The sequence below is a fragment of the Janthinobacterium sp. genome, from assembly GCF_009923995.1.
In the GTDB taxonomy this organism is placed as follows: domain Bacteria; phylum Pseudomonadota; class Gammaproteobacteria; order Burkholderiales; family Burkholderiaceae_D; genus Janthinobacterium.
Window position 1 is genome coordinate 181,831 of sequence record NZ_RFSK01000002.1, and the last position, 18,775, is coordinate 200,605.

Annotated in this window: 21 protein-coding genes; 14 read left to right on the forward strand and 7 right to left on the reverse strand. The window is 64.6% G+C overall.

Annotation, left to right across the window (positions count from 1 at the left end; genetic code table 11):
- Positions 1–79: 79 nt before the first annotated feature.
- Positions 80–550 carry a prepilin-type N-terminal cleavage/methylation domain-containing protein gene (locus EBS11_RS01890; protein ID WP_290600059.1) on the forward strand — a complete coding sequence of 157 codons (471 nt, stop codon included), beginning with the start codon at positions 80–82 and terminating at the stop codon, positions 548–550.
- 16 nt (positions 551–566) lie between these two features.
- Here EBS11_RS01890 and EBS11_RS01895 read toward each other — a convergent pair whose 3' ends face one another.
- Entirely contained in the window at positions 567–1,289 is a 723-nt protein-coding gene (locus EBS11_RS01895) for a flagellar brake protein (protein ID WP_290600061.1), read from the reverse strand.
- A 160-nt stretch (positions 1,290–1,449) separates the two neighbouring features.
- Here EBS11_RS01895 and EBS11_RS01900 point away from each other — a divergent pair, with 160 nt between their 5' ends.
- Entirely contained in the window at positions 1,450–1,830 is a 381-nt protein-coding gene (locus EBS11_RS01900) for a DUF6713 family protein (protein WP_290600063.1), read from the forward strand.
- Positions 1,831–1,841: 11 nt separating this feature from the next.
- On the opposite strand, the gene moaC is transcribed toward EBS11_RS01900, so the two are convergent.
- Positions 1,842–2,348, reverse strand: coding sequence for a cyclic pyranopterin monophosphate synthase MoaC (gene moaC / locus EBS11_RS01905; protein ID WP_290600065.1), 507 nt, complete (start codon positions 2,346–2,348; stop codon positions 1,842–1,844).
- Positions 2,349–2,544: 196 nt separating this feature from the next.
- Here moaC and EBS11_RS01910 point away from each other — a divergent pair, with 196 nt between their 5' ends.
- Positions 2,545–4,134, forward strand: a complete 1,590-nt coding sequence (locus tag EBS11_RS01910; RefSeq protein ID WP_290600136.1) for a M48 family metalloprotease — start codon at positions 2,545–2,547, stop codon at positions 4,132–4,134.
- 3 nt (positions 4,135–4,137) lie between these two features.
- On the opposite strand, the gene EBS11_RS01915 is transcribed toward EBS11_RS01910, so the two are convergent.
- From EBS11_RS01915 to EBS11_RS01930, 4 genes are all read right to left on the reverse strand, one after another.
- A complete protein-coding gene (locus EBS11_RS01915; protein WP_290600067.1) occupies positions 4,138–4,728 on the reverse strand; it encodes a DUF2946 family protein in 591 nt (196 codons plus the stop codon).
- Positions 4,721–5,734, reverse strand: coding sequence for an alpha/beta fold hydrolase (locus EBS11_RS01920; RefSeq protein WP_290600069.1), 1,014 nt, complete (start codon positions 5,732–5,734; stop codon positions 4,721–4,723). The genes EBS11_RS01915 and EBS11_RS01920 overlap by 8 nt, the downstream gene beginning before the upstream one ends.
- A gap of 10 nt (positions 5,735–5,744) precedes the next feature.
- Positions 5,745–6,170, reverse strand: a complete 426-nt coding sequence (locus EBS11_RS01925; RefSeq protein ID WP_290600071.1) for a nuclear transport factor 2 family protein — start codon at positions 6,168–6,170, stop codon at positions 5,745–5,747.
- 79 nt (positions 6,171–6,249) lie between these two features.
- Positions 6,250–6,444 (reverse strand): zinc-finger domain-containing protein, encoded by a 195-nt coding sequence (locus EBS11_RS01930; RefSeq protein ID WP_290600073.1) that lies wholly within the window; start codon positions 6,442–6,444, stop codon positions 6,250–6,252.
- Between the two features lie 258 nt (positions 6,445–6,702).
- On the opposite strand from EBS11_RS01930, the gene EBS11_RS01935 reads away from it, so the two are divergent.
- From EBS11_RS01935 to EBS11_RS01985, 11 genes are all read left to right on the forward strand, one after another.
- Positions 6,703–7,437, forward strand: a complete 735-nt coding sequence (locus EBS11_RS01935) for an AzlC family ABC transporter permease (RefSeq protein ID WP_290600075.1) — start codon at positions 6,703–6,705, stop codon at positions 7,435–7,437.
- Positions 7,430–7,780: an AzlD domain-containing protein gene (locus EBS11_RS01940; RefSeq protein ID WP_290600077.1), complete on the forward strand. Its 351-nt coding sequence runs from the start codon at positions 7,430–7,432 to the stop codon at positions 7,778–7,780. The genes EBS11_RS01935 and EBS11_RS01940 overlap by 8 nt, the downstream gene beginning before the upstream one ends.
- Positions 7,781–7,857: 77 nt before the next feature.
- Entirely contained in the window at positions 7,858–9,069 is a 1,212-nt protein-coding gene (locus tag EBS11_RS01945) for a phosphoglycerate kinase (RefSeq protein WP_290600079.1), read from the forward strand.
- Between the two features lie 240 nt (positions 9,070–9,309).
- On the forward strand, positions 9,310–10,770 hold the full coding sequence (pyk, locus tag EBS11_RS01950; RefSeq protein ID WP_290600081.1) for a pyruvate kinase: 1,461 nt from the start codon (positions 9,310–9,312) through the stop codon (positions 10,768–10,770).
- Between the two features lie 78 nt (positions 10,771–10,848).
- On the forward strand, positions 10,849–11,913 hold the full coding sequence (gene fba, locus EBS11_RS01955; protein WP_290600083.1) for a class II fructose-bisphosphate aldolase: 1,065 nt from the start codon (positions 10,849–10,851) through the stop codon (positions 11,911–11,913).
- Between the two features lie 103 nt (positions 11,914–12,016).
- A complete protein-coding gene (locus tag EBS11_RS01960) occupies positions 12,017–12,910 on the forward strand; it encodes a phosphoribosylaminoimidazolesuccinocarboxamide synthase (RefSeq protein ID WP_290600085.1) in 894 nt (297 codons plus the stop codon).
- A gap of 1 nt (position 12,911) precedes the next feature.
- Positions 12,912–13,409, forward strand: a complete 498-nt coding sequence (purE, locus tag EBS11_RS01965; protein WP_290600087.1) for a 5-(carboxyamino)imidazole ribonucleotide mutase — start codon at positions 12,912–12,914, stop codon at positions 13,407–13,409.
- A 15-nt stretch (positions 13,410–13,424) separates the two neighbouring features.
- Positions 13,425–14,621: a 5-(carboxyamino)imidazole ribonucleotide synthase gene (locus EBS11_RS01970; protein ID WP_290600089.1), complete on the forward strand. Its 1,197-nt coding sequence runs from the start codon at positions 13,425–13,427 to the stop codon at positions 14,619–14,621.
- Positions 14,618–15,637 carry an L-threonylcarbamoyladenylate synthase gene (locus EBS11_RS01975; RefSeq protein WP_290600092.1) on the forward strand — a complete coding sequence of 340 codons (1,020 nt, stop codon included), beginning with the start codon at positions 14,618–14,620 and terminating at the stop codon, positions 15,635–15,637. Before EBS11_RS01970 ends, EBS11_RS01975 begins: the two co-directional genes overlap by 4 nt.
- A 241-nt stretch (positions 15,638–15,878) precedes the next feature.
- A complete protein-coding gene (locus EBS11_RS01980) occupies positions 15,879–17,294 on the forward strand; it encodes an esterase (RefSeq protein ID WP_290600094.1) in 1,416 nt (471 codons plus the stop codon).
- Positions 17,295–17,393: 99 nt separating this feature from the next.
- Positions 17,394–18,080, forward strand: a complete 687-nt coding sequence (locus EBS11_RS01985; RefSeq protein ID WP_290600096.1) for an OmpW family outer membrane protein — start codon at positions 17,394–17,396, stop codon at positions 18,078–18,080.
- Positions 18,081–18,119: 39 nt separating this feature from the next.
- On the opposite strand, the gene EBS11_RS01990 is transcribed toward EBS11_RS01985, so the two are convergent.
- Positions 18,120–18,626 (reverse strand): flavin reductase family protein, encoded by a 507-nt coding sequence (locus EBS11_RS01990; protein ID WP_290600098.1) that lies wholly within the window; start codon positions 18,624–18,626, stop codon positions 18,120–18,122.
- Positions 18,627–18,775 lie beyond the last annotated feature (149 nt).

Consider the following 18,775-nt stretch of genomic DNA (forward strand, 5'->3'; position numbering starts at 1 on the left):
GCCGTCGCTGCCCCGACGCGCCGCTGGCATGGCGCTTGCACCGTGCAGGACGTGAGCAACTGCACCATGGGAGGATGCGATGCGCGGGCAGAGCGGATTTACCCTGATAGAACTGATGATCGTCGTGGCCATCGCCGGCATCCTGGCGGCCGTGGCCATTCCCCAGTACGGCGACTACACCATGCGGGCCAAGGTCAGCAACGTGCTGGCCGCCGCCGCGCCCCTGAAAACGGCCGTGGCCCTGTGCGTGCAGGAAAATGGCGGCGAGGCGGCCGCCTGCAGCACGCCCACCGAGAATGTTCCCGGCCCCATTCCCCTGTTTACGGCGACGCGCGAAGTGGCCAGCGCCAAGGTCACCACGGGCGATATCGAACTGATACTGGCCCCCGGCCTGGGCGCGGGCATGGCAGGCAAGATCGTGAAGATGACCTTGCAGCCGGGCACCAGCAGCTTGAGCTGGCTCAACAGTACCACCGTGACGAATGCGGCTGCGGCCGAAGCCATCCTGAAGAACAATCCGCCGGCGTCGGTGCCGGCGGCAACCCAGTGAGCTTGCCCGCCTGGCGTCAGACGATCTTTTGCCGGTCCGCGATCAGCGCTTCATAGGTGAGGTTTTGCAGCAGCGTGTAGTGGGTCGGCTCCAGGTCGATGAATTGCACGCCGTACGTGTGGATTTCCGCCACCTGCGCGGCGTGGCCGTGCGAGGGCTTGCCCACGCTGACGTTCTGGATGCGCGCGCGCGTATTGACGCGCATCTGGTGCTTGTTCGGCTGCACCAGCAGGGTAAAGCTGAGCGTCACGCCGTCGTCGTCGGGCGTGAGCATGCAGGGCGACTCGATCAGCGCGCCCGACACGCTGAGGTTGACGATGAACACGGGCACGGCTGCCACGTCGCGGTAGCTCAGCTGCGCGGGAATCTCCACTTTCACGCGCATGGCCGTGCGCAGGCTGGTGCCCTGGATGGCGTCGGGAAAGCTCAGGTGCACATAGTGCAGGGGACGGCCGAAGATGCGCAGCACGCTGCAGGAAAAAGAGCACACGGTGACGCCGGAAAACACGCGGATGGTCAGCTTGTCGCCTTCGTTGAGGACGATGGGGGTGCCATTTTCCAGGGGAATCTTGACGATCAGATACTCATCCTTCACATAGCCGATCACGGTCGAGAAATGCTGGATGGGCTTGATGGTACGGTGCGTGATGAACTGGATGCGCCCGCCCACCTGCAGGTTCATGGCTTCGAATTCGAAGTCCTGGAGCGGGGCTGCCGCGGCGGGCTTGTTGCTTGTCATGCGATGCTCATCGTGATGGGGGCGAAGTGCAGTATGCATGATTTCTTGGTTAAAAAGCATTTATATCAATGAAATTCATATTCGCATGAATAAATGCCGGTACATCCTTCCTGCCTGCCGTCCAGGCTTTACAATTGCGTCAATATTGACGAATCTAAATATGATGGCGCGCAGCTACTTCTGGACCATGTTGTTCCTGATCCTGCATCAGATCGATGCAGCCTACTGGCGTGAATGGGAAATGTTTCATGTGCCGGGCGGCATCCAGGGTTTCCTCGTGTTCAACCTGGCGGCCATTGCCGTCGTACTGTCGGGCTACCGGCACGTGCTGCTGGACACCCGGCGGGCACCCTTCTTTGCGGCCGTGTGCGCCGCGCTGGGCGCGGGCACGTGCGCCATCCATGCCGGTTTCGCGCTGGCAGGGCTGGAACAGTTCCACCTGCCCCTGTCCGTGGCCGTCATCGCGCTGTGCCTGGCCTGCGCCGTGTGGCTGCTGTGCGACTTGCGCCGCGTCAAGGCAGCGGGGCCAGCGCGGGCCTGACGCCGGGCCGCTTATACCGCCGCGTGCCAGTCGCCCGATTTGCCGCCGTGCTTTTCCAGCACGCGCACGTTGGTCATGACCATGCCCCGGTCCACGGCCTTGCACATGTCGTAGATCGTCAGCAGGCCGATCTGCACGGAGGTCAGCGCTTCCATTTCCACGCCCGTCTTGCCCGTCGTCTCGACCTGGGCGCGGCAGTGCACGCTGTTGGCGGCCGCGTCCACTTCAAAATCGACCGTCACGCGCGTGATGGCCAGCGGATGGCACAGGGGAATCAGGTCGCTGGTGCGCTTGGCGCCCATGATGGCGGCGATGCGGGCGATGCCCAGCACGTCGCCCTTTTTTGCATTGCCGGACATGATCAGGGCCAGGGTGGCGCTCTGCATGCGGATGGTGCCGGCGGCCACGGCGCTGCGGCGCGTGTCGTCCTTGCTGCCCACGTCCACCATATGGGCTTGCCCTGTGGCATCGAAATGGGTCAGTTCCCCGGCGGGGACTTGCTGGTCAGCTGTAGTCATGGCGTCAAAATAGGTGAGGATGGAGGGCGCGGCACGCAGCCGCAGCCGGGCATGTCACAAGCATATCGCATGCCTGTCGCGTGGGAAACGGCGCCGCTAACAAGGTATGATAGCACCCGTGAATGCAAAAACTACCCTCCAGACTGTGCTCCACGACGCCGGCGCGGCATTGCCGCGCGCGACCTGGCGCGCGCCCGTGCTGGCCGCCTTATGGCTGGCTTCTCCGTTTGCGCTGGCGCAAACCTTCACGTCCGCGCCAGCGGCACCGGCCGTCAATCCGCCGGCCAAGCCGGCCAGCACGTGGACGCAGCTGGCCGTGCCGCCCGCGCCCAACCTGCCGAACCTGGGCGATACCTCGCGCGAAGACCTGTCGCCCGCGATGGAGCGCAAGATCGGCGAGGAAATCATGCGCGGCATCCGCGGCGACCGCGATTATCTCGATGACGCGCCCCTGCTGGAATACCTGAATACCTTCGGCAATGCCCTCGTGGCGGCGCGGCCCAGCGTGCGCGGCGAAACGAACTACGATTATTTCTTCTTTGCCGTGCGCGATCCCCAGTTGAACGCGTTCGCCTTGCCTGGCGGCTTCATCGGCGTGCACTCGGCCCTGCTGCTGGCGGCGCAAACGGAGGCGGAACTGGCGTCCGTGCTGTCGCACGAGATCGGCCACGTGGCGCAGCGCCATATCGCCCGCATGCTGGGCCAGCAGCGCCAGGATGCCCTGATGCCGCTGGCGGCCATGCTGCTGGCCGCGCTGGCGTCGCGCGCGGGCGGCGACGTGGCCATGGGCGTGTTTGCCGCCGGCCAGGGCCTGGCCATCCAGCGCCAGCTCAATTTCGGCCGCGACGCCGAACGCGAGGCGGACCGCATCGGCTTCCAGATCATGGGCGAGGCCGGTTTCGATACCACCGGCATGGTGGCCTTCTTCGGCCGCATGCAGGCGGCCAGCCGCTCGTACAGCGACCTGATGCCCGCCTACCTGCAGACCCACCCGCTGACGACGGAGCGCATCGCCGACATCCAGGCGCGCATCCGCGAACAGCCCTACAAGCAGCGTCCGGACAGCCTGAATTTCCACCTGGCCCGCGCCCGCGCCCGCGTGCTGCAGGATGAAAGCGTGCAGGGCTTGCTCAATGCCAAGGCCGTCTTCACGACGCAGCTGGAGCAGCAGAGCCGCTTCCAGGTGACGGCCGCCCATTACGGCCTGGCCTTCGTCGCCATCAAGCAGGGCCAGCCGGCGCAGGCGCAGAAGGAGCTCGACGCGGCCTATGCCGCCCTGCACCAGCCGGCCGGGCCGAACGTGTTTACCTCGGGCGGCACGCAGGGGCCGAATTCGCTGCTGGCGGCGATGACCCTGGAAGTGCTGCTGATGCCGGCGCAAAAGAAGGAAGTGGCGCAGCAGGCCCTGACGGCGGCGGACGCGGCGCGCCAGCAGTTTCCCCTCTCGCGCGGTATTGCCCGCCAGTATGCGGAAGCGCTGATGGGAGCAGGCAAGCTGGAGCAGGCAACCCTGTACCTGCGCGACCAGGTGCAGCTGTACAAGGAAGAGCCGGAACTCTACGATTTATTGGCGAAAGCCTACGCGGACCAGGGCAAGATGACCTTGCAGCACATGGCCCTGGCCGAATCCTACGTCTTGCAGGGCGCCACCATGGCCGCGCTGGACCAGCTGACGATCGCCCGCAAATCCACGGACGCGACCTTTTACGACCAGGCCGTGATCGATGCGCGCGAGCGGGAATTGCAGGAAAAGCGCCGCGAACAGCTGAAAGACCAGAAAAGCTAGCGTTTACGGGGCTGTTGGCGCCTGCTGGAAGGCCAAGGCTTGCGCCACCTTGGCATAGGCCAGCGGCTGCACGGCGATGTCCTGGCCGGCATGCGACAGGGTCAGCGTGCCGTGGCCCTCTTCCAGCCAGGCCAGCAGGGCGTCGTCGCTTGCCGGCTGGCCATCGATGCGCAGCGCGGCCAGCACCTGCGCCATGTCGCGGTCATCCACCTGGGCCACGACGTCGCCGTGGCACAGGATCAGCGCGCCGTTGTCGCACCAGTACGCCTGCTCGATGCGTGCCAGCGGCGCCCCCGTCTGCAGGACAAAACCGTGCTGCGGATCGCTGCGGGCGATGTACGGCGTCGCCTGCAGGTTGACATACACGCGCTGCGGGCCGTTCTGGAAAAACCAGCAGCCCCGTTCATCGTGGCCGTAATTGCGGTTGATAAAGCTCAACAGGGCTGCGTGGGCGATCTTGTCGCCCGGCAATTGCTGCTGCTGGGCCTGCTGGTCGCGCATGCGCCAGTGGCCGCGCGCGTCCAGGCCCAGCCAGCCGTAGCAGTGGGGCACGTTCGGCCATTTGGCCAGGGCTTGCTTGACGAGATCATCCATGTAAGGCGTTTTCCGGGGCAGTGCGCAAGCCGTCAGCGTGACAGCTTTGCGGCGAAGACGGCGCCGCGCTGCCATCTTCAAAGTGGGACAGCAGGCGCTGCGGCAACCAGGCGAGGCTGCCCGGCGGCGCGCCGGTGGCAAAGCCGACATGGCCGCCGTGGCGCGGATACTCGAGCGTGACGTTCGGCGCGGCGCTGGATGGCAGGAAGCGGCCGGGCAGGAAAGGATCATTTTGTGCATTCAGCACCAGGGTCGGCACGGTGATGTCGTGCAGGACGTGTTTCGCGCTGGCGCGGTGCCAGTAGTCGTCGGCGTCGCGGTAGCCGTGCAGGGGCGCCGTGACGACGTTGTCGAAGGCGTGCAGGTCGCGCGCGGCCAGCATGGCGTCGCGCGCGAACAGGCCGGGAAACTGTTCCAGCTTGGCCAGGCATTTCGGTTTCAGGGTGTTCAAAAACATGCGCGTGTAGAGGCGGTTGGCGCCCGAGGACAGGGCCTTGCCTCCTTGCGCCAGGTCAAGGGGCGCGGACACGGCGGCGGCCGCGTCGACGATTTCCGCCTGCCGCTGCCACTGGCCCAGCCAGCACAGCAGGGCATTGCCGCCCAGCGAGACGCCGGCCGCGTAGAACCTGCCCGTCGCGCGGGGGCGCAGGCGGCGCAGCACCCAGTCGACTTCCTGCGCATCGCCCGAATGGTAGAAGCGCGGCGCCAGGTTGGGCTCGCCCGAGCAGCCGCGGAAGTGCGGCACGGCGCCGGACCAGCCGCGGGCCTCCACCTCGCGCATCAGGGCGCGCGCGTAATGGCTGTTCGACGAGCCTTCCAGGCCGTGGAACAGCACCACGAAAGGCAGGCCCGGCTGGCCGTCGACCAGGTCGACGTCGACGAAATCGCCATCGGGCGCCTGCCAGCGTTCGCGGCGGAAGACCACGGCCGGCTTGCCGATGCACAGGGCCGGATAGATGGTTTGCGTGTGGCCGCCAGGCAACCAGAATGGGGCGGTATAAGTCATCGTTCGGCGTTTAGTGCAGGATCTGCGCTCCCGTGGCGTCCGCCGGCGCGCCGCCTGGCGCGATCGAGGCGTGGTGCAGCACGATGCGCCAGCCGCGCGGCGTTTTCACGTACACATTCGTGGCCAGCAGGTGCGCGGGGCCGTCGTCGCCCGCCGTGACGCCTTCGATGACCGTGTGCACCGAGCTCATCAGATTGTGCGTTTCATGCAGCTGGGCCGGCACGATGTGCAGGCCGCCGCCGGCCAGGATGGTTTCCCACGAGGCGCGGATGGCGGCATGGCCGATCAGGCGCACGCCGCCCGGGTGGATGCAGACGATTTCCTCGTCGTCGGCCCACAGCGCCATCAGCGCCTCGAGGTCGGCGCGGTGCAGCGCATCGTAGAAGGCCGCTTCGACTTCCGCGGCGCTGCCATTGAGTTCCTTCAGACGTTTCATGACGACTCCGGACTGGATCGGTAGGGCAAATAAATGCTGCAATTAAAAACGGCGCGCTGGTGGCGCGCCGCTGGGCAGTTTAATGGTGGCCGGCGCTGGCGCCTTCCTTCAGGGTATAGGCCGTGCCGCAATACGGGCACTTGGCGACGCCGTCCTTGTTAAATTCCAGGAACACGCGGGGATGCGACGACCACAGCGGCATGGCCGGGTTAGGGCAGTGGGCTGGCAAGTCTTTACTGTCGAGTTCGACCGCTGGCTGGGTGGATTTTGTCATCTTGTCATGCTCCGTGAGGCTGTATGGAAGGAAGTCGGCTGCTGCCAAAAGCACGATTTTAACGGATTCGGGCAGACAGCAAAAATCATGGCTAAAATGGCGCCTTCACCAGCGGTGCCCGCGTCGCGCTTTTTGGCGCCACCGCCGCCGCGCCACCGCCACCTGGACTGGATTTGCCTTGCCCGTGTCACCGTTGCCGCCCCCGTCGCGGCGCACCATTGTTGTGCATTTACCACAGTTCCCTCGCCGGAGCGCCGCGTGAACGCTGCCGTCTCCGCCCGCGATGAGGGCGTGCTGAAGGATGCCTGGCGCGCCGGCCTGAAGCTGGGCGCGCCCAGCCTGCTGGGCATCGCCGCCTGGGGCATGGTGGTGGGCGTGGCCATGGTCAAGAGCGGCCTGACGGTGGCGCAGGCGGGGGCCATGACCCTGTTCGTCTTTGCCGGCTCGGCCCAGCTCGCCTCTTTGCCCCTGCTGGCCGCGCATGCGCCCGTGTGGGTGATCTTCGCCACGGCCCTCGTCGTCAATTTGCGTTTTGTCATCTTTTCCGTGCTGCTGGCGCCCCATTTCGCCCAGCTGCCGTGGCGCCAGCGCTTCGCCCTCGGCTATGTGGCCGGCGATATCACGGTGGGCCTCTTCCTGCAGCGCTACCCGCATGAAGCGCCGGACCCGGCCAAGCTGCCCTTCCTGAAAGGCCTGATCTACCCCAACTGGCTGGCCTGGCAGCTCGGTTCCTTCATCGGCATCATGCTGGGCGCCGTCGTGCCGGCCGAGTGGGGCCTGGGTTTCGCGGGCACCCTGGCGATCCTGTGCGTGACGATACCGCTGATCCTCGGCCGCGCCGCCCTGTGCGGCGTGCTGGTGGCGGGCACGGTGGCCGTGCTGGCCTACGGTTTGCCGTACAAGCTGGGCTTGCTGGTGGCCGTGCTGGTGGGCATGGTCACGGCCATGGCCGTGGAAGAATTGACGGAAAAATGGACAAAACGCCATGTTTGACAGTATCGACTGGGGCCGGGCCGACGTGTGGATCGCCATCGCCGTGCTGGTGGTGGCGACCGGGGCCACGCGCAGCACCTTCTGGCTGGTCGGCCATCACATCCGCATCCCGCGCTGCGTGGGGGAAATGCTGCGCTATGCGCCCGCGTGCGCGCTGGCGGCCATCATCGCGCCCGACATGCTGATGGAAGGGCAGCAGGTGCACCTGGAATGGTCGAATTTGAAACTGCTGTCCGGCATTGCCGCCACGGTCTTTTTTGTGATCCGCCGCAATATGCTGCAAACCATCGTCTTCGGCATGCTGGTTTTCACAGGCTTGCGACTGTTGCATGTTTTTCAGTAAAGCAGGACAAATCGGCGATTTGGTCTGGTCATTGCGGTAAAATAGCGCACTTCCTTCCACTCGTCATCTGGATCGCCATGTCAGCTGTTCTCAACTTCATCCGTCTGCAAGATTTGATCGCCCAAAATGCACTGCAAGGCAAGCGCGTATTCATCCGCGCCGACCTGAACGTCCCGCAGGATGACAGTGGCAAGATTACAGAAGATACGCGCATCCGCGCCTCGGTGCCGGCCATCCGCGCCGCCCTCGACGCTGGCGCCGCCGTCATGGTGACGTCGCACCTGGGCCGTCCGACGGAAGGCGAGTTCAAGCCGGCCGACAGCCTGGCGCCCGTGGCCGCCCGCCTGTCCGAACTGCTGGGTCAGGAAGTTGCATTGAAGCAAAATTGGGTCGATGGCGCGGGACTGGAATCCTTGGCCGCCGGTCAAGTGGTCTTGCTGGAAAACGTGCGCGTGAACAAGGGCGAAAAGAAGAACAGCGATGAGCTGTCGCAAAAAATGGCGGCATTGTGCGATATCTACGTCAACGACGCGTTCGGCACGGCCCACCGCGCGGAAGCCTCCACGCATGGCATCGCCAAGTTCGCGCCCGTCGCCTGCGCCGGCCCGCTGCTGGCCGCCGAACTGGACGCGCTGGGCAAGGCCCTGCACGCGCCGGCCCGCCCGCTGCTGGCCATTGTTGCTGGTTCGAAAGTATCGAGCAAGCTGACCATCCTGAAAGCCCTGTCCGACAAGGTGGATAACCTGATCGTCGGCGGCGGCATCGCCAACACCTTCATGAAGGCCGTCGGCTTGAACGTTGGCAAGTCCCTGGTGGAAGCGGAACTCGTCGAGGAAGCCAAAGCCATCATCGACATCATGGCCCAGCGCGGCGCGCAAGTGCCGATTCCCGTCGATGTCGTGTGCGCCAAGGAGTTCTCGCCCACGGCCGCCGCTACCGTCAAGGATGTGGCCGACGTGGCGGACGACGACATGATCCTCGATATCGGCCCGAAAACGGCGGCCCTGCTGGCAGGCCAGATCGCCGCGGCCGGCACCATCGTGTGGAACGGCCCCGTGGGCGTGTTCGAATTCGACCAGTTCGGCAACGGCACCAAGACCCTGGCCCTGGCGATTGCCGACTCGAAGGCGTTCTCCATTGCTGGCGGTGGCGATACCCTGGCGGCCATTGCCAAATACGATATTACCGATAAAATCAGCTATATCTCGACGGGCGGCGGCGCTTTCCTGGAATTCCTGGAAGGCAAGACTTTGCCAGCAGTCGAGATCCTGATGCAGCGCGCAGGCTAAGAACACCTGATTAAACCTGCTGCGCGTCATGATTTGCGGCCTCCGATGCTCACTGTGCATGCGCACAGCTCCGCGTCCCGGCCACGACTCATTGCCGCTCGCTACGGTTTTCTTAGATGTTCGAGACTGTGGAATGATGAATAGACCAAGCGCAGCCTGACCGCTGCGCTTTTACCTTGCCGGGCGGCACAGCCGCCAGGTCTTGCTCAGCTAGCGTCTTGTCGGCGCACAAGGAATCCTATGCCACGTGGTACAAAAATCGTAGCAACAATCGGCCCCGCCTCTACCGACCTCGATATCCTGGTCAAGATGATACGGGCGGGCGTCGACGTGGTGCGTTTGAATTTTTCCCACGGCAAGGCGCAAGACCATATCGACCGCGCCGCGCTGGTGCGCCTGGCGGCGCTCGAATGTGGCCGCGAAGTTGCTATCATGGCCGACATGCAGGGGCCGAAGATTCGTGTCGGCAAGTTTGAAAATGCCCGCATCCAGCTGGAAGCGGGCGACAAGTTCATCCTCGACGCCAAATGGGGTGAAAACGGCGAACTGGGCAACCAGGAGCGGGTCGGCCTCGACTACAAGGCCCTGCCGCGCGACCTGCACAAGCATGACGTGCTGCTGCTGAACGACGGCCTCATCGTGCTGATCGTCGAGCGCATCCACGGCAGCGAAATCCACACCACCGTCAAGATCGGCGGCGAGCTGTCGAACAACAAGGGCATCAACCGCCAGGGCGGCGGCCTGTCGGCGCCCGCGCTGACGGCGAAGGACATGGAAGACATCAAGACGGCCATGAGTTTCCAGGCCGACTATCTGGCCATTTCCTTCCCGAAATGCGCGACGGACATGGAAATGGCGCGCCAGCTGGCCAATATCGCCGGCGAACCCTACCACCACAAGCCGATGATGATCGCCAAGATCGAGCGGGCCGAAGCCATTCCTGCCCTGCAGGAAATCCTCGACGCCTCCGACGGCATCATGGTGGCCCGTGGCGACCTGGCGGTGGAAGTGGGCAATGCGGCCGTGCCGGCATTGCAGAAACGCATGATCAAGATGGCGCGCGCGTCCAATAAGCTGGCGATCACGGCCACGCAGATGATGGAATCGATGATCGTCAACGCCGTGCCGACGCGCGCGGAAGTGTCCGACGTGGCCAATGCCGTGCTGGACGGCACGGACGCCGTCATGACGTCGGCCGAGACGGCCTCGGGCAAGTACCCGATCGAGACGGTGGAAATGATGGCTGCCATCTGCGTCGAGGCGGAGCAGTCCGAATACAACAAGCTCGACGCCGATTTCCTCAACGTCACGTTCACCCGCATCGACCAGTCGATCGCCTACGGCGCCCTGTTTACGGCCCACCATTTGCGCGTGAAAGCCATCGTGGCCCTGACGGAATCCGGTTCCACGGCCCTGTGGATGAGCCGCCACAGCATCGACACGCCCATTTACGCGCTCACGCCAAGTGTGACAACCTTGCGCAAAGCCGCGCTGTACCGCAATGTTCGGGCGTATCATCTGATGCAGAACGCCCCCAGCGCGCAAGTGCTGAAGCAGGCGGAAGACCTGCTGGTCGCGCAGGGCATCGTCCGCAGGGGCGACATGATCGTCGTCACCTGGGGCGAGCCGATGGGCCAGGTAGGCGGCACGAATGCCTTGAAAATTGTCAAGGTGGGGGAACTTGACCCGGTACTGGTCTGATCGAAAAAATTCAGGCGCCGGCGCGGTCATGAGCCGCGAAGCGCCGCAACGGTTTCTATTGTTATCTGGAGTATTACCATGTCTCTCGTATCCATGCGTCAACTACTGGACCACGCCGCCGAAAACGGTTATGGCATTCCTGCTTTCAACGTCAACAACCTGGAACAAGTGCAGGCCATCATGGCCGCCGCCGACGCCTTGAATTCGCCGGTGATCATGCAGGCGTCCGCCGGCGCCCGCAAGTACGCCGGTGAAGCGTTCCTGCGCCACCTGATCGACGCCGCCGTCGAAGCCTACCCGCACATTCCCGTCGTCATGCACCAGGATCACGGCCAGTCGCCGGCCGTCTGCATGGCCGCCATCCGCTCGGGTTTTACCTCCGTGATGATGGACGGTTCGCTGGAAGCGGACGGCAAGTCGGTCGCTTCCTACGAATACAACGTGGAAGTGTCGCGCGAAGTGGTGAAATTCTCGCACGCCATCGGCGTGACGGTGGAAGCGGAACTGGGCGTGCTCGGTTCGCTGGAAACGATGAAGGGCGACAAGGAAGACGGCCACGGCGCCGACGGCCTGATGACCCGCGAACAACTGCTGACGGACGTGGCGCAAGCGGCCGACTTCGTGCAGCGCACCCAGTGCGACGCCCTGGCCATCGCCATCGGCACCTCGCACGGCGCGTACAAGTTCACGCGCAAGCCGACGGGCGACATCCTGGCCATCGACCGCATCAAGGAAATCCACGCGCGCATCCCGAACACCCACCTGGTGATGCACGGTTCCTCGTCGGTGCCGCAGGAATTGCTGGCCATCATCCGTGAATTCGGCGGTGACATGAAGGAAACCTACGGCGTGCCGGTCGAGGAAATCCAGGAAGGCATCCGTCACGGCGTGCGCAAGATCAACATCGACACCGACATCCGCCTGGCGATGACGGCTGCCGTGCGCAAATACCTGTTCGAGAACCCATCGAAGTTCGACCCGCGCGACTTCCTCAAGCCGGCCCGCGCCGCTGCCGAACTGGTCGTGCGCGCCCGCATGCAGGCGTTCGGCTGCGAAGGCCAGGCGTCGAAAATCAAGGCGATTCCGCTGGAAAAAATGGCCGAGCGCTACAAGGCCGGCGAGCTGTCGCAGATTGTGAAGTAAAATTCTGTCTGGAACGGGCCGGGAGCATCGCTCCCGCCCGATTTTCTCGACCGGCGGGCGCCCCCTGCCTGCCGGTTTCGTCTCATCCAACTATTCCCCCGCTATGAACAGCCTCTATCAGACTTCCATCCACTCCCTGCCATTGCTGGGCCACGGCAAGGTCCGCGACAACTATGCCGTTGGCGACGACAAGATCCTGATCGTCACCACGGACCGCCTGTCGGCCTTCGATGTCGTCATGAACGAGCCGATTCCCGGCAAGGGCAAGGTCCTCAACCAGATGAGCGATTTCTGGTTCGAGAAACTGGGTCACATCGTGCCGAACCACCTGACGGGCATCGCGCCGGAATCCGTGGTGGCGCCCGAGGAAGTGGAGCAGGTCAAGGGCCGCGCCGTCGTGGCCAAGCGCCTGAAACCCATCATGGTCGAGGCGGTCGTGCGCGGCTACATCATCGGTTCGGGCTGGAAAGATTATCAGGAGACGGGCAGCATCTGCGGCATTGCACTGCCGGCCGGCCTGCAGCAGGCGGAAAAACTGCCGCAGCCGATCTTCACCCCGGCGGCCAAGGCCGAGCTGGGCGAACATGACGAGAACATCAGCTTTGCGGAAATGGAAGAGCGCATCGGCGCCGACCTGGCCGCCAAGATGCGCGACGTCGCCATCGAGCTTTACAAGACGGCGGCCGAATACGCCGCCACGCGCGGCATCATCATCGCCGACACCAAATTCGAATTCGGCCTGGACGACGATGGCGTCATGCACCTGATGGATGAAGTGCTGACGGCCGACTCGTCGCGCTTCTGGCCAGCCGATTCCTACCAGCCAGGCATCTCGCCGCCGTCGTTCGACAAGCAATTCGTGCGTGACTACCTGGAAACATTGACCTGGGGCAAAACCGCACCGGCGCCCGCGCTGCCGGCCGACGTCATTGAAAAAACCCAGGCCAAGTACTTCGAAGCCATCGAGCGCCTGACGGGCGAGAAGCTGAAGGCATAAGATGGCAGAGCAAAACAAGCCATTGGTTGGCGTCATCATGGGTTCGTCCTCGGACTGGGACGTGATGCAGAACGCGGTCGCCATCCTGAAGCAGTTTGGCGTGCCCTACGAGGCGCAAGTCATTTCCGCGCACCGCATGCCTGACGAGATGTATGCCTACGCGAAAAGCGCGCGCGCGCGCGGCTTGCGCGCCATCATCGCCGGCGCCGGCGGCGCGGCCCACCTGCCCGGCATGGTGGCCGCCATGACCATCGTGCCCGTGCTGGGCGTGCCCGTGCCGTCGAAATACCTGCGCGGCGAGGATTCCATGCTGTCCATCCTGCAAATGCCCAAGGGCGTGCCGGTGGCCACCTTCGCCATCGGCGAAGCGGGCGCCGCGAATGCGGCACTGACGGCGGTGGCCATGCTGGCCGCCAACGACGACGTCCTGGCCGAGAAGCTCGAAGCCTTCCGCGTCACGCAGACGGCCGCCGCCAAGGCCATGGTCTTGCCTGACTAATATGTTTGAGAAATAATGAATAGTAAATCGACTTCCCCATTGCTGCCCGCCGCCAATCCACCGGCGTGGCTGGGCGTGATGGGCGGCGGCCAGCTCGGCCGCATGTTTGCCCAGGCTGCCCAGAGCATGGGCTACCAGGTTGCAGTTCTTGAACCAGCGGAAGCTTGCCCCGCGGGGCAGGTGGCGCAGCGCCTGGTCAACGCCGGTTATGACGACCAGAACGGCCTCGACGCCCTGGCGGCGCAATGCCTGGCCGTCACCACGGAATTCGAGAACGTCCCGGCCGGCAGCCTGTCGCGCCTGGCCGAACGCGTCTTCGTGGCGCCCAACGCCCACGGCGTGTCGGTGGCGCAGGACCGCATCGCGGAAAAGCGCTTCTTTGCCGATTGTGCCGGCAAGTCCGGCGTGCTGCCGGCGCCGCACATGGTCATCGCCACGCAGGTCGACATCGACGCCATCGGCGACGACTTGCTGCCCGGCATACTGAAAACCGTGCGCATGGGCTATGACGGCAAGGGCCAGTACCGCGTGCGTACGCGCGACGACGTGCGCGCCGCCTTCGCGGAAATGGGCGAAGTAACTTGCCTGCTGGAAAAGATGCTGCCGCTGGCGTATGAAGTGTCCGTGCTGACGGCGCGCGGCGTCGATGGTGCCTCGGTCGTGTATCCGATCGCCGAAAACGTGCACCGCGACGGCGTGCTGTTTACCACCACCGTGCCGGGGCCGAACGTGTCCGACGACTGCGCCGCCAGGGCGCAGCGGGCGGCGCAGGCCATGGTGGCCGAGCTCGGCTACGTCGGCGTGCTGTGCATCGAATTTTTCGTGCTGGAAGACGGCAGCCTGGTGGTCAATGAAATGGCGCCCCGTCCGCACAACAGCGGCCATTACACGATGGATGCCTGCGTCACCAGCCAGTTCGCGCAGCAGGTACGCGCCATGGCGCGCTTGCCGCTGGGCGACGTGCGCCAGCATTCGCCGGCCGTCATGCTCAACATTCTGGGCGACGCCTGGTTCGCCGACGGCAGCGATGTGGCCAGCGAACCGGCCTGGGACCGGGTACTGGCGCTGCCCGGCGCCTGCCTGCACCTGTACGGCAAGGACGACCCGCGCCGGGGCCGCAAGATGGGGCACCTGACCTTCATCGCGGCGACCTTGCAGGAGGCGCAGCAGCGCCTGCGCGACGCTTGCCTGATCCTGGGAATCGCCCCGTGAGCGTGCCCGCACAAGAGCTGGCAGCGGCCACCGCCGTGCTGGAAGCGGGCGGCCTCGTCGCGTTCCCCACGGAAACCGTGTACGGCCTGGGCGCCGATGCGGAAAACCCGGCCGCCGTGGCGCGCATCTATGAAGCCAAGGGCCGGCCTTCCGACCACCCCGTGATCGTGCACGTGGCGCCCGGCGCCGACCTGGCGCACTGGTCCGACGACATTCCCGTCGAAGCCGAGCAGCTGGTGGCCGCCTTCTGGCCGGGCCCGCTGACCCTGATCGTCAAGCGCGCCGCGCACATCCCCGACGCCGTCTCCGGCGGCCAGGATACGGTGGGCCTGCGCTGCCCGTCGCACCCGGTGGCTATCGAATTGCTACGCACCTTCAAGGGCGGCAAGGGAGGACTGGCGGCGCCGTCGGCGAACAAATTCGGCAATGTCAGCCCCACCACGGCGCAGCACGTGCGCGATGAATTCGCGGCCGAACTCGACAGCGGCCTGCTGGGCGCCGTGCTCGACGGCGGACAGAGCGCCGTCGGCATCGAATCGACCATCGTCGACCTGTCGCGCCTGGCCACGCACGGCCCCGTGCTGTTGCGTCCCGGCCATATCAGCAGCGCGCAGATTGCCGCCGTCATCGGCCGTCTGCCCGCAGTGGCGGACGCGGCCGCACCGCGCGCCTCGGGCACGCTGGAATCGCACTATGCGCCACACACGCCTGTTGCGATGCAGCACGGCGATGTACTGGGCGAGACGCTGAACCGCCTGCTCAATGACGGGCGCCGCGTGGCCCTGATCCATTACTCGGACCTGCCGCCGGCCAGCGCCAGCGTGCGCCTGGAAGCGGACCCGCACAGCTACGCACATGCGCTGTACGCCTCGCTGCGCACGATGGACCAGGTCGGCGCCGAGCTGATCCTCGTCGAGGCGCCGCCCACCGGTCCCGGCTGGCTGGGCATCAATGACCGTCTGCGGCGTGCCGCCTTCGGCTCAAGTGGTATCTTGCAGCAATTCCTGTCCGCCTGAAAACAGCCCCGCAAGGGGCTTTTTCTTGATGCAGCGCAATAGAGATGCTTGCCACGAAACATCTTAATTCCTCCATAATCAAGCGGATCGCCCTGTCGTGACAGGGTGCCGGCGTTGTTGTAATTTGGCTGATTTTTAAAACATAATTTCTATACAAGCCCGAGGAACGATGGCATATTAGTTGGGTAGCGAATAGCACGCCCGTTCGTTTAGAAACCAGAAAAAGACCCGAGGAGACAAAATGCATCAAACAAAATTCGCGCTGGCCGTGCTGGCTGCGGCTGTCCTGGCCGGTTGCGGCGGCGCCACTGGCGGCGATCAAACCTTGAAAGTCAAATACTCGGCGCAGGTGTCGTTCGGCGACAGCCTGTCCGACGTGGGGTCGTATGCCGTCGGAGCCGTGGCCGCGAGCGGTGGCGGCAAGTTCACCATCAATGGCGACAATACGGCCATCAATCCTGAACTGACGGGCAAGAACTGGACCGAGCACATGGCCGCGCAATTCAGCCTGCCGGCGCCATGCGCCGCGGAAACGGGCCTGGAAGGCGATGCTTCCGTGGGCTTGTCCGCGCCCCGCGTCAAGCACGCCGGCTGCTTCGGCTACGCCATGGGCGGCTCGCGCGTGACCAATCCCGTCGGTCCGAACAACAAATTGACGGGCAGCGCGCTGGGCGCGCTGACCGTGCCCGTCGTGACGCAGATCGCCAACCACCTGGCCGTGTCCGGCGGCAAGTTCAGCGGCACGGAAGCCATCTTCGTGATGGCCGGCGGTAACGACGTGCTGTATCAGCTGGGTGCGCTGCAGGCGGGCGCGACGGCTGCTGGCCAGGCGGCCGGTGCGGCCGCCGGTGCCGATGCCGGCGCGAAAGCCTTTGCCACGAACCTGGTCGCGGCCCTGGCGGCCGGCGCCCCGAATCCTGCCACGGCGGCGCAAGCCATCGGCGCGGCCGTGGCCGCCGCCAGCGCGGCGCCGGGCGCCACGTCGGCAACGATCGTCGGTGCCGCCGTGCAGGCCGCGGTGGTTGCCGGCAACACGGCAGTTGCTTCGCCAGCCGTGTACGGTCCGCTGGTGGCCAAGGCGCAAGCCGATGCCACCGTCACGGGCAATGCTGCCGGCGCCGCCGCCGGCGCCAAGGCCGGTGCCGATTACGCCGCGGCCCAGGGCCCGCTGCTGATTGCCGCCATGAAACAAGCCGGCACCGAGCTGGTGGCGCTGGTCAAGGACAAGATCATCGCCAATGGCGCCAACTACGTGGTGGTCAACAACCTGCCGGACGTGGCCGGTACGCCGTCGGGCTTGAGCAAGGATGCCAATACCAAGGCGCTCATCAATGCCATGGTCAGCGCCTTCAACGGCGAACTGAGCTCCGGCCTGGCAGGCAATGCGAAAGTCCTGCTGGTCGACGTGTTTGCCGTCAGCCATGACCAGGGCGTCAATCCCGGCCCTTACGGCTTGACGAATGTCACGGACACGGCGTGCGACCTGACCCCGGCGAAGAACTTCCTGGGCAGCTCGCTGGTGTGCACTGGCAAGAACCTGAAAACCGGCGACGTCAGCCACTACGCCTATGCCGACGACGTGCATCCTACGCCGTTCAACAACCTGCTGCTGGCCCGCTATGTGGCCAAGGAAATGGTCGTGCGGGGCTGGCTGTAAGGGATGGCCGCGCCAGCGGCATCCCCGGGATGCGGCTGGCGCCGGCAGCGACAAGACTCGATAGCGGAACACTCCGCACATAATGAATCAGGAGACAAGATGAAGAATCGTTTGAATACCGCTGTGCGCGTGCTGGCTGCAGCTGCCGCGATGGCCATGGCGACGGGCGCTTCGGCGCAAAGCGCAGGCACCTGGATGGCCAAGGTCGGCATCAACAAGATCACGCCCCATGTGGACAGCGGCGACATTTCCGCGCCGGCACTGCCGGGCACGAAAGCCGACGTCAAGGCGGATACCAAGCCCATCCTGACCTTTGCCTACATGATCACGGACAACATCTCCGCTGAAATGATCCTGGGCGTGCCGTACAAGCATGACCTGATCGGCGACGGCGCCATCAAGGGCACGGGCAAGCTGGGCACGGCGGAAGCCTTGCCGCCGACGGCTTTCATCCAGTACCGTTTCTTCCAGCCCAATGCGATGATCCGCCCTTACGTGGGCGCGGGCTTGACGTATGCTTATTTCCAAAAGGAAACGGGTTCGGGCCAGATGACGGCCTTGCTGGACCCGGGTGGAGCACCCGTCACCTACCGTTTGGATAACAAGCTGGCCGGCAGCCTGGTGGCCGGCAGCACGGTGACGATCAACGAGCGCTGGTTTGCCGACGTGGCCGTGGTCAAGACCTTCCTGAAAACCAAGGCGAAATTCTCGACGGGGCAGACGCAGGACATCAAGCTCGACCCGCTCGCCGTGAGTGTCAGCATCGGGTATAAATTTACCCTGTAAAACAAAAAATCCGCCTCGGCGGATTTTTTTTGTTCCTGCTCAGGCCGGCGGAATATTGAACTTTCCATTGTGGAAGATCAAGGGCGCTTGTGCCGCAAACGCGCATTGTTCCACTTCACCCACGAAAATGACGTGGTCGCCTTCCGGGTAGCGGCTGCGGTTGTGGCATTCGAACCAGGCCGAGGCGCCTTTCAGGATGGGCTGGCCCGTGCGCGACAGTTCGTACTCGACGTCATCGAAGGGATTGGGCGTGCGGCGCGCAAAGCGCTGCGCGAGCTCGGCCTGGTCGGCGCCCAGCACGTTGATGACGTAGTGCGAGTTGCCGCTGAAGATGGGCATGCTGTTGGCCACGGAACCGAGGCTCCACAGGACCAGCGGCGGCGACAGTGACACGGAATTGAAGGAACTGGCCGTGAGGCCGCGGAAACTGCCGTCGGCCAGGCGCGTGGTAATCACCGTCACGCCGGTGGCGAACTGCGACAATGCCTGGCGGAAATGGGTGGTATCGAATTCTTGCGCTGGCGCGCGGGGAGAGCGTGTGTTCATGGGAGGCCTGTGTATTTGCTGCCATTATGCCAAAAATCGGCCATGCCAGCGCAATCCTGGCCGGCATGCCCCGATGTGCGGGCCATGGCGCGCCGTTTCAAGCGGCGCTGCAAGCTATGCCGCTTTGCGCTACAGTGGTGGAAGAGGCA

Bases quoted from the DNA above. Each gene is read 5' to 3' on its own strand.
- EBS11_RS01890 (WP_290600059.1), top strand. From the start codon at position 80: ATGCGCGGGCAGAGCGGATTTACCCTGATAGAACTGATGATCGTCGTG.
- EBS11_RS01895 (WP_290600061.1), bottom strand. From the start codon at position 1,289: ATGACAAGCAACAAGCCCGCCGCGGCAGCCCCGCTCCAGGACTTCGAA.
- EBS11_RS01900 (WP_290600063.1), top strand. From the start codon at position 1,450: ATGATGGCGCGCAGCTACTTCTGGACCATGTTGTTCCTGATCCTGCAT.
- moaC (WP_290600065.1), bottom strand. From the start codon at position 2,348: ATGACTACAGCTGACCAGCAAGTCCCCGCCGGGGAACTGACCCATTTC.
- EBS11_RS01915 (WP_290600067.1), bottom strand. From the start codon at position 4,728: ATGGATGATCTCGTCAAGCAAGCCCTGGCCAAATGGCCGAACGTGCCC.
- EBS11_RS01920 (WP_290600069.1), bottom strand. From the start codon at position 5,734: ATGACTTATACCGCCCCATTCTGGTTGCCTGGCGGCCACACGCAAACC.
- EBS11_RS01925 (WP_290600071.1), bottom strand. From the start codon at position 6,170: ATGAAACGTCTGAAGGAACTCAATGGCAGCGCCGCGGAAGTCGAAGCG.
- EBS11_RS01930 (WP_290600073.1), bottom strand. From the start codon at position 6,444: ATGACAAAATCCACCCAGCCAGCGGTCGAACTCGACAGTAAAGACTTG.
- EBS11_RS01940 (WP_290600077.1), top strand. From the start codon at position 7,430: ATGTTTGACAGTATCGACTGGGGCCGGGCCGACGTGTGGATCGCCATC.
- EBS11_RS01945 (WP_290600079.1), top strand. From the start codon at position 7,858: ATGTCAGCTGTTCTCAACTTCATCCGTCTGCAAGATTTGATCGCCCAA.
- pyk (WP_290600081.1), top strand. From the start codon at position 9,310: ATGCCACGTGGTACAAAAATCGTAGCAACAATCGGCCCCGCCTCTACC.
- fba (WP_290600083.1), top strand. From the start codon at position 10,849: ATGTCTCTCGTATCCATGCGTCAACTACTGGACCACGCCGCCGAAAAC.
- EBS11_RS01960 (WP_290600085.1), top strand. From the start codon at position 12,017: ATGAACAGCCTCTATCAGACTTCCATCCACTCCCTGCCATTGCTGGGC.
- purE (WP_290600087.1), top strand. From the start codon at position 12,912: ATGGCAGAGCAAAACAAGCCATTGGTTGGCGTCATCATGGGTTCGTCC.
- EBS11_RS01970 (WP_290600089.1), top strand. From the start codon at position 13,425: ATGAATAGTAAATCGACTTCCCCATTGCTGCCCGCCGCCAATCCACCG.
- EBS11_RS01980 (WP_290600094.1), top strand. From the start codon at position 15,879: ATGCATCAAACAAAATTCGCGCTGGCCGTGCTGGCTGCGGCTGTCCTG.
- EBS11_RS01985 (WP_290600096.1), top strand. From the start codon at position 17,394: ATGAAGAATCGTTTGAATACCGCTGTGCGCGTGCTGGCTGCAGCTGCC.
- EBS11_RS01990 (WP_290600098.1), bottom strand. From the start codon at position 18,626: ATGAACACACGCTCTCCCCGCGCGCCAGCGCAAGAATTCGATACCACC.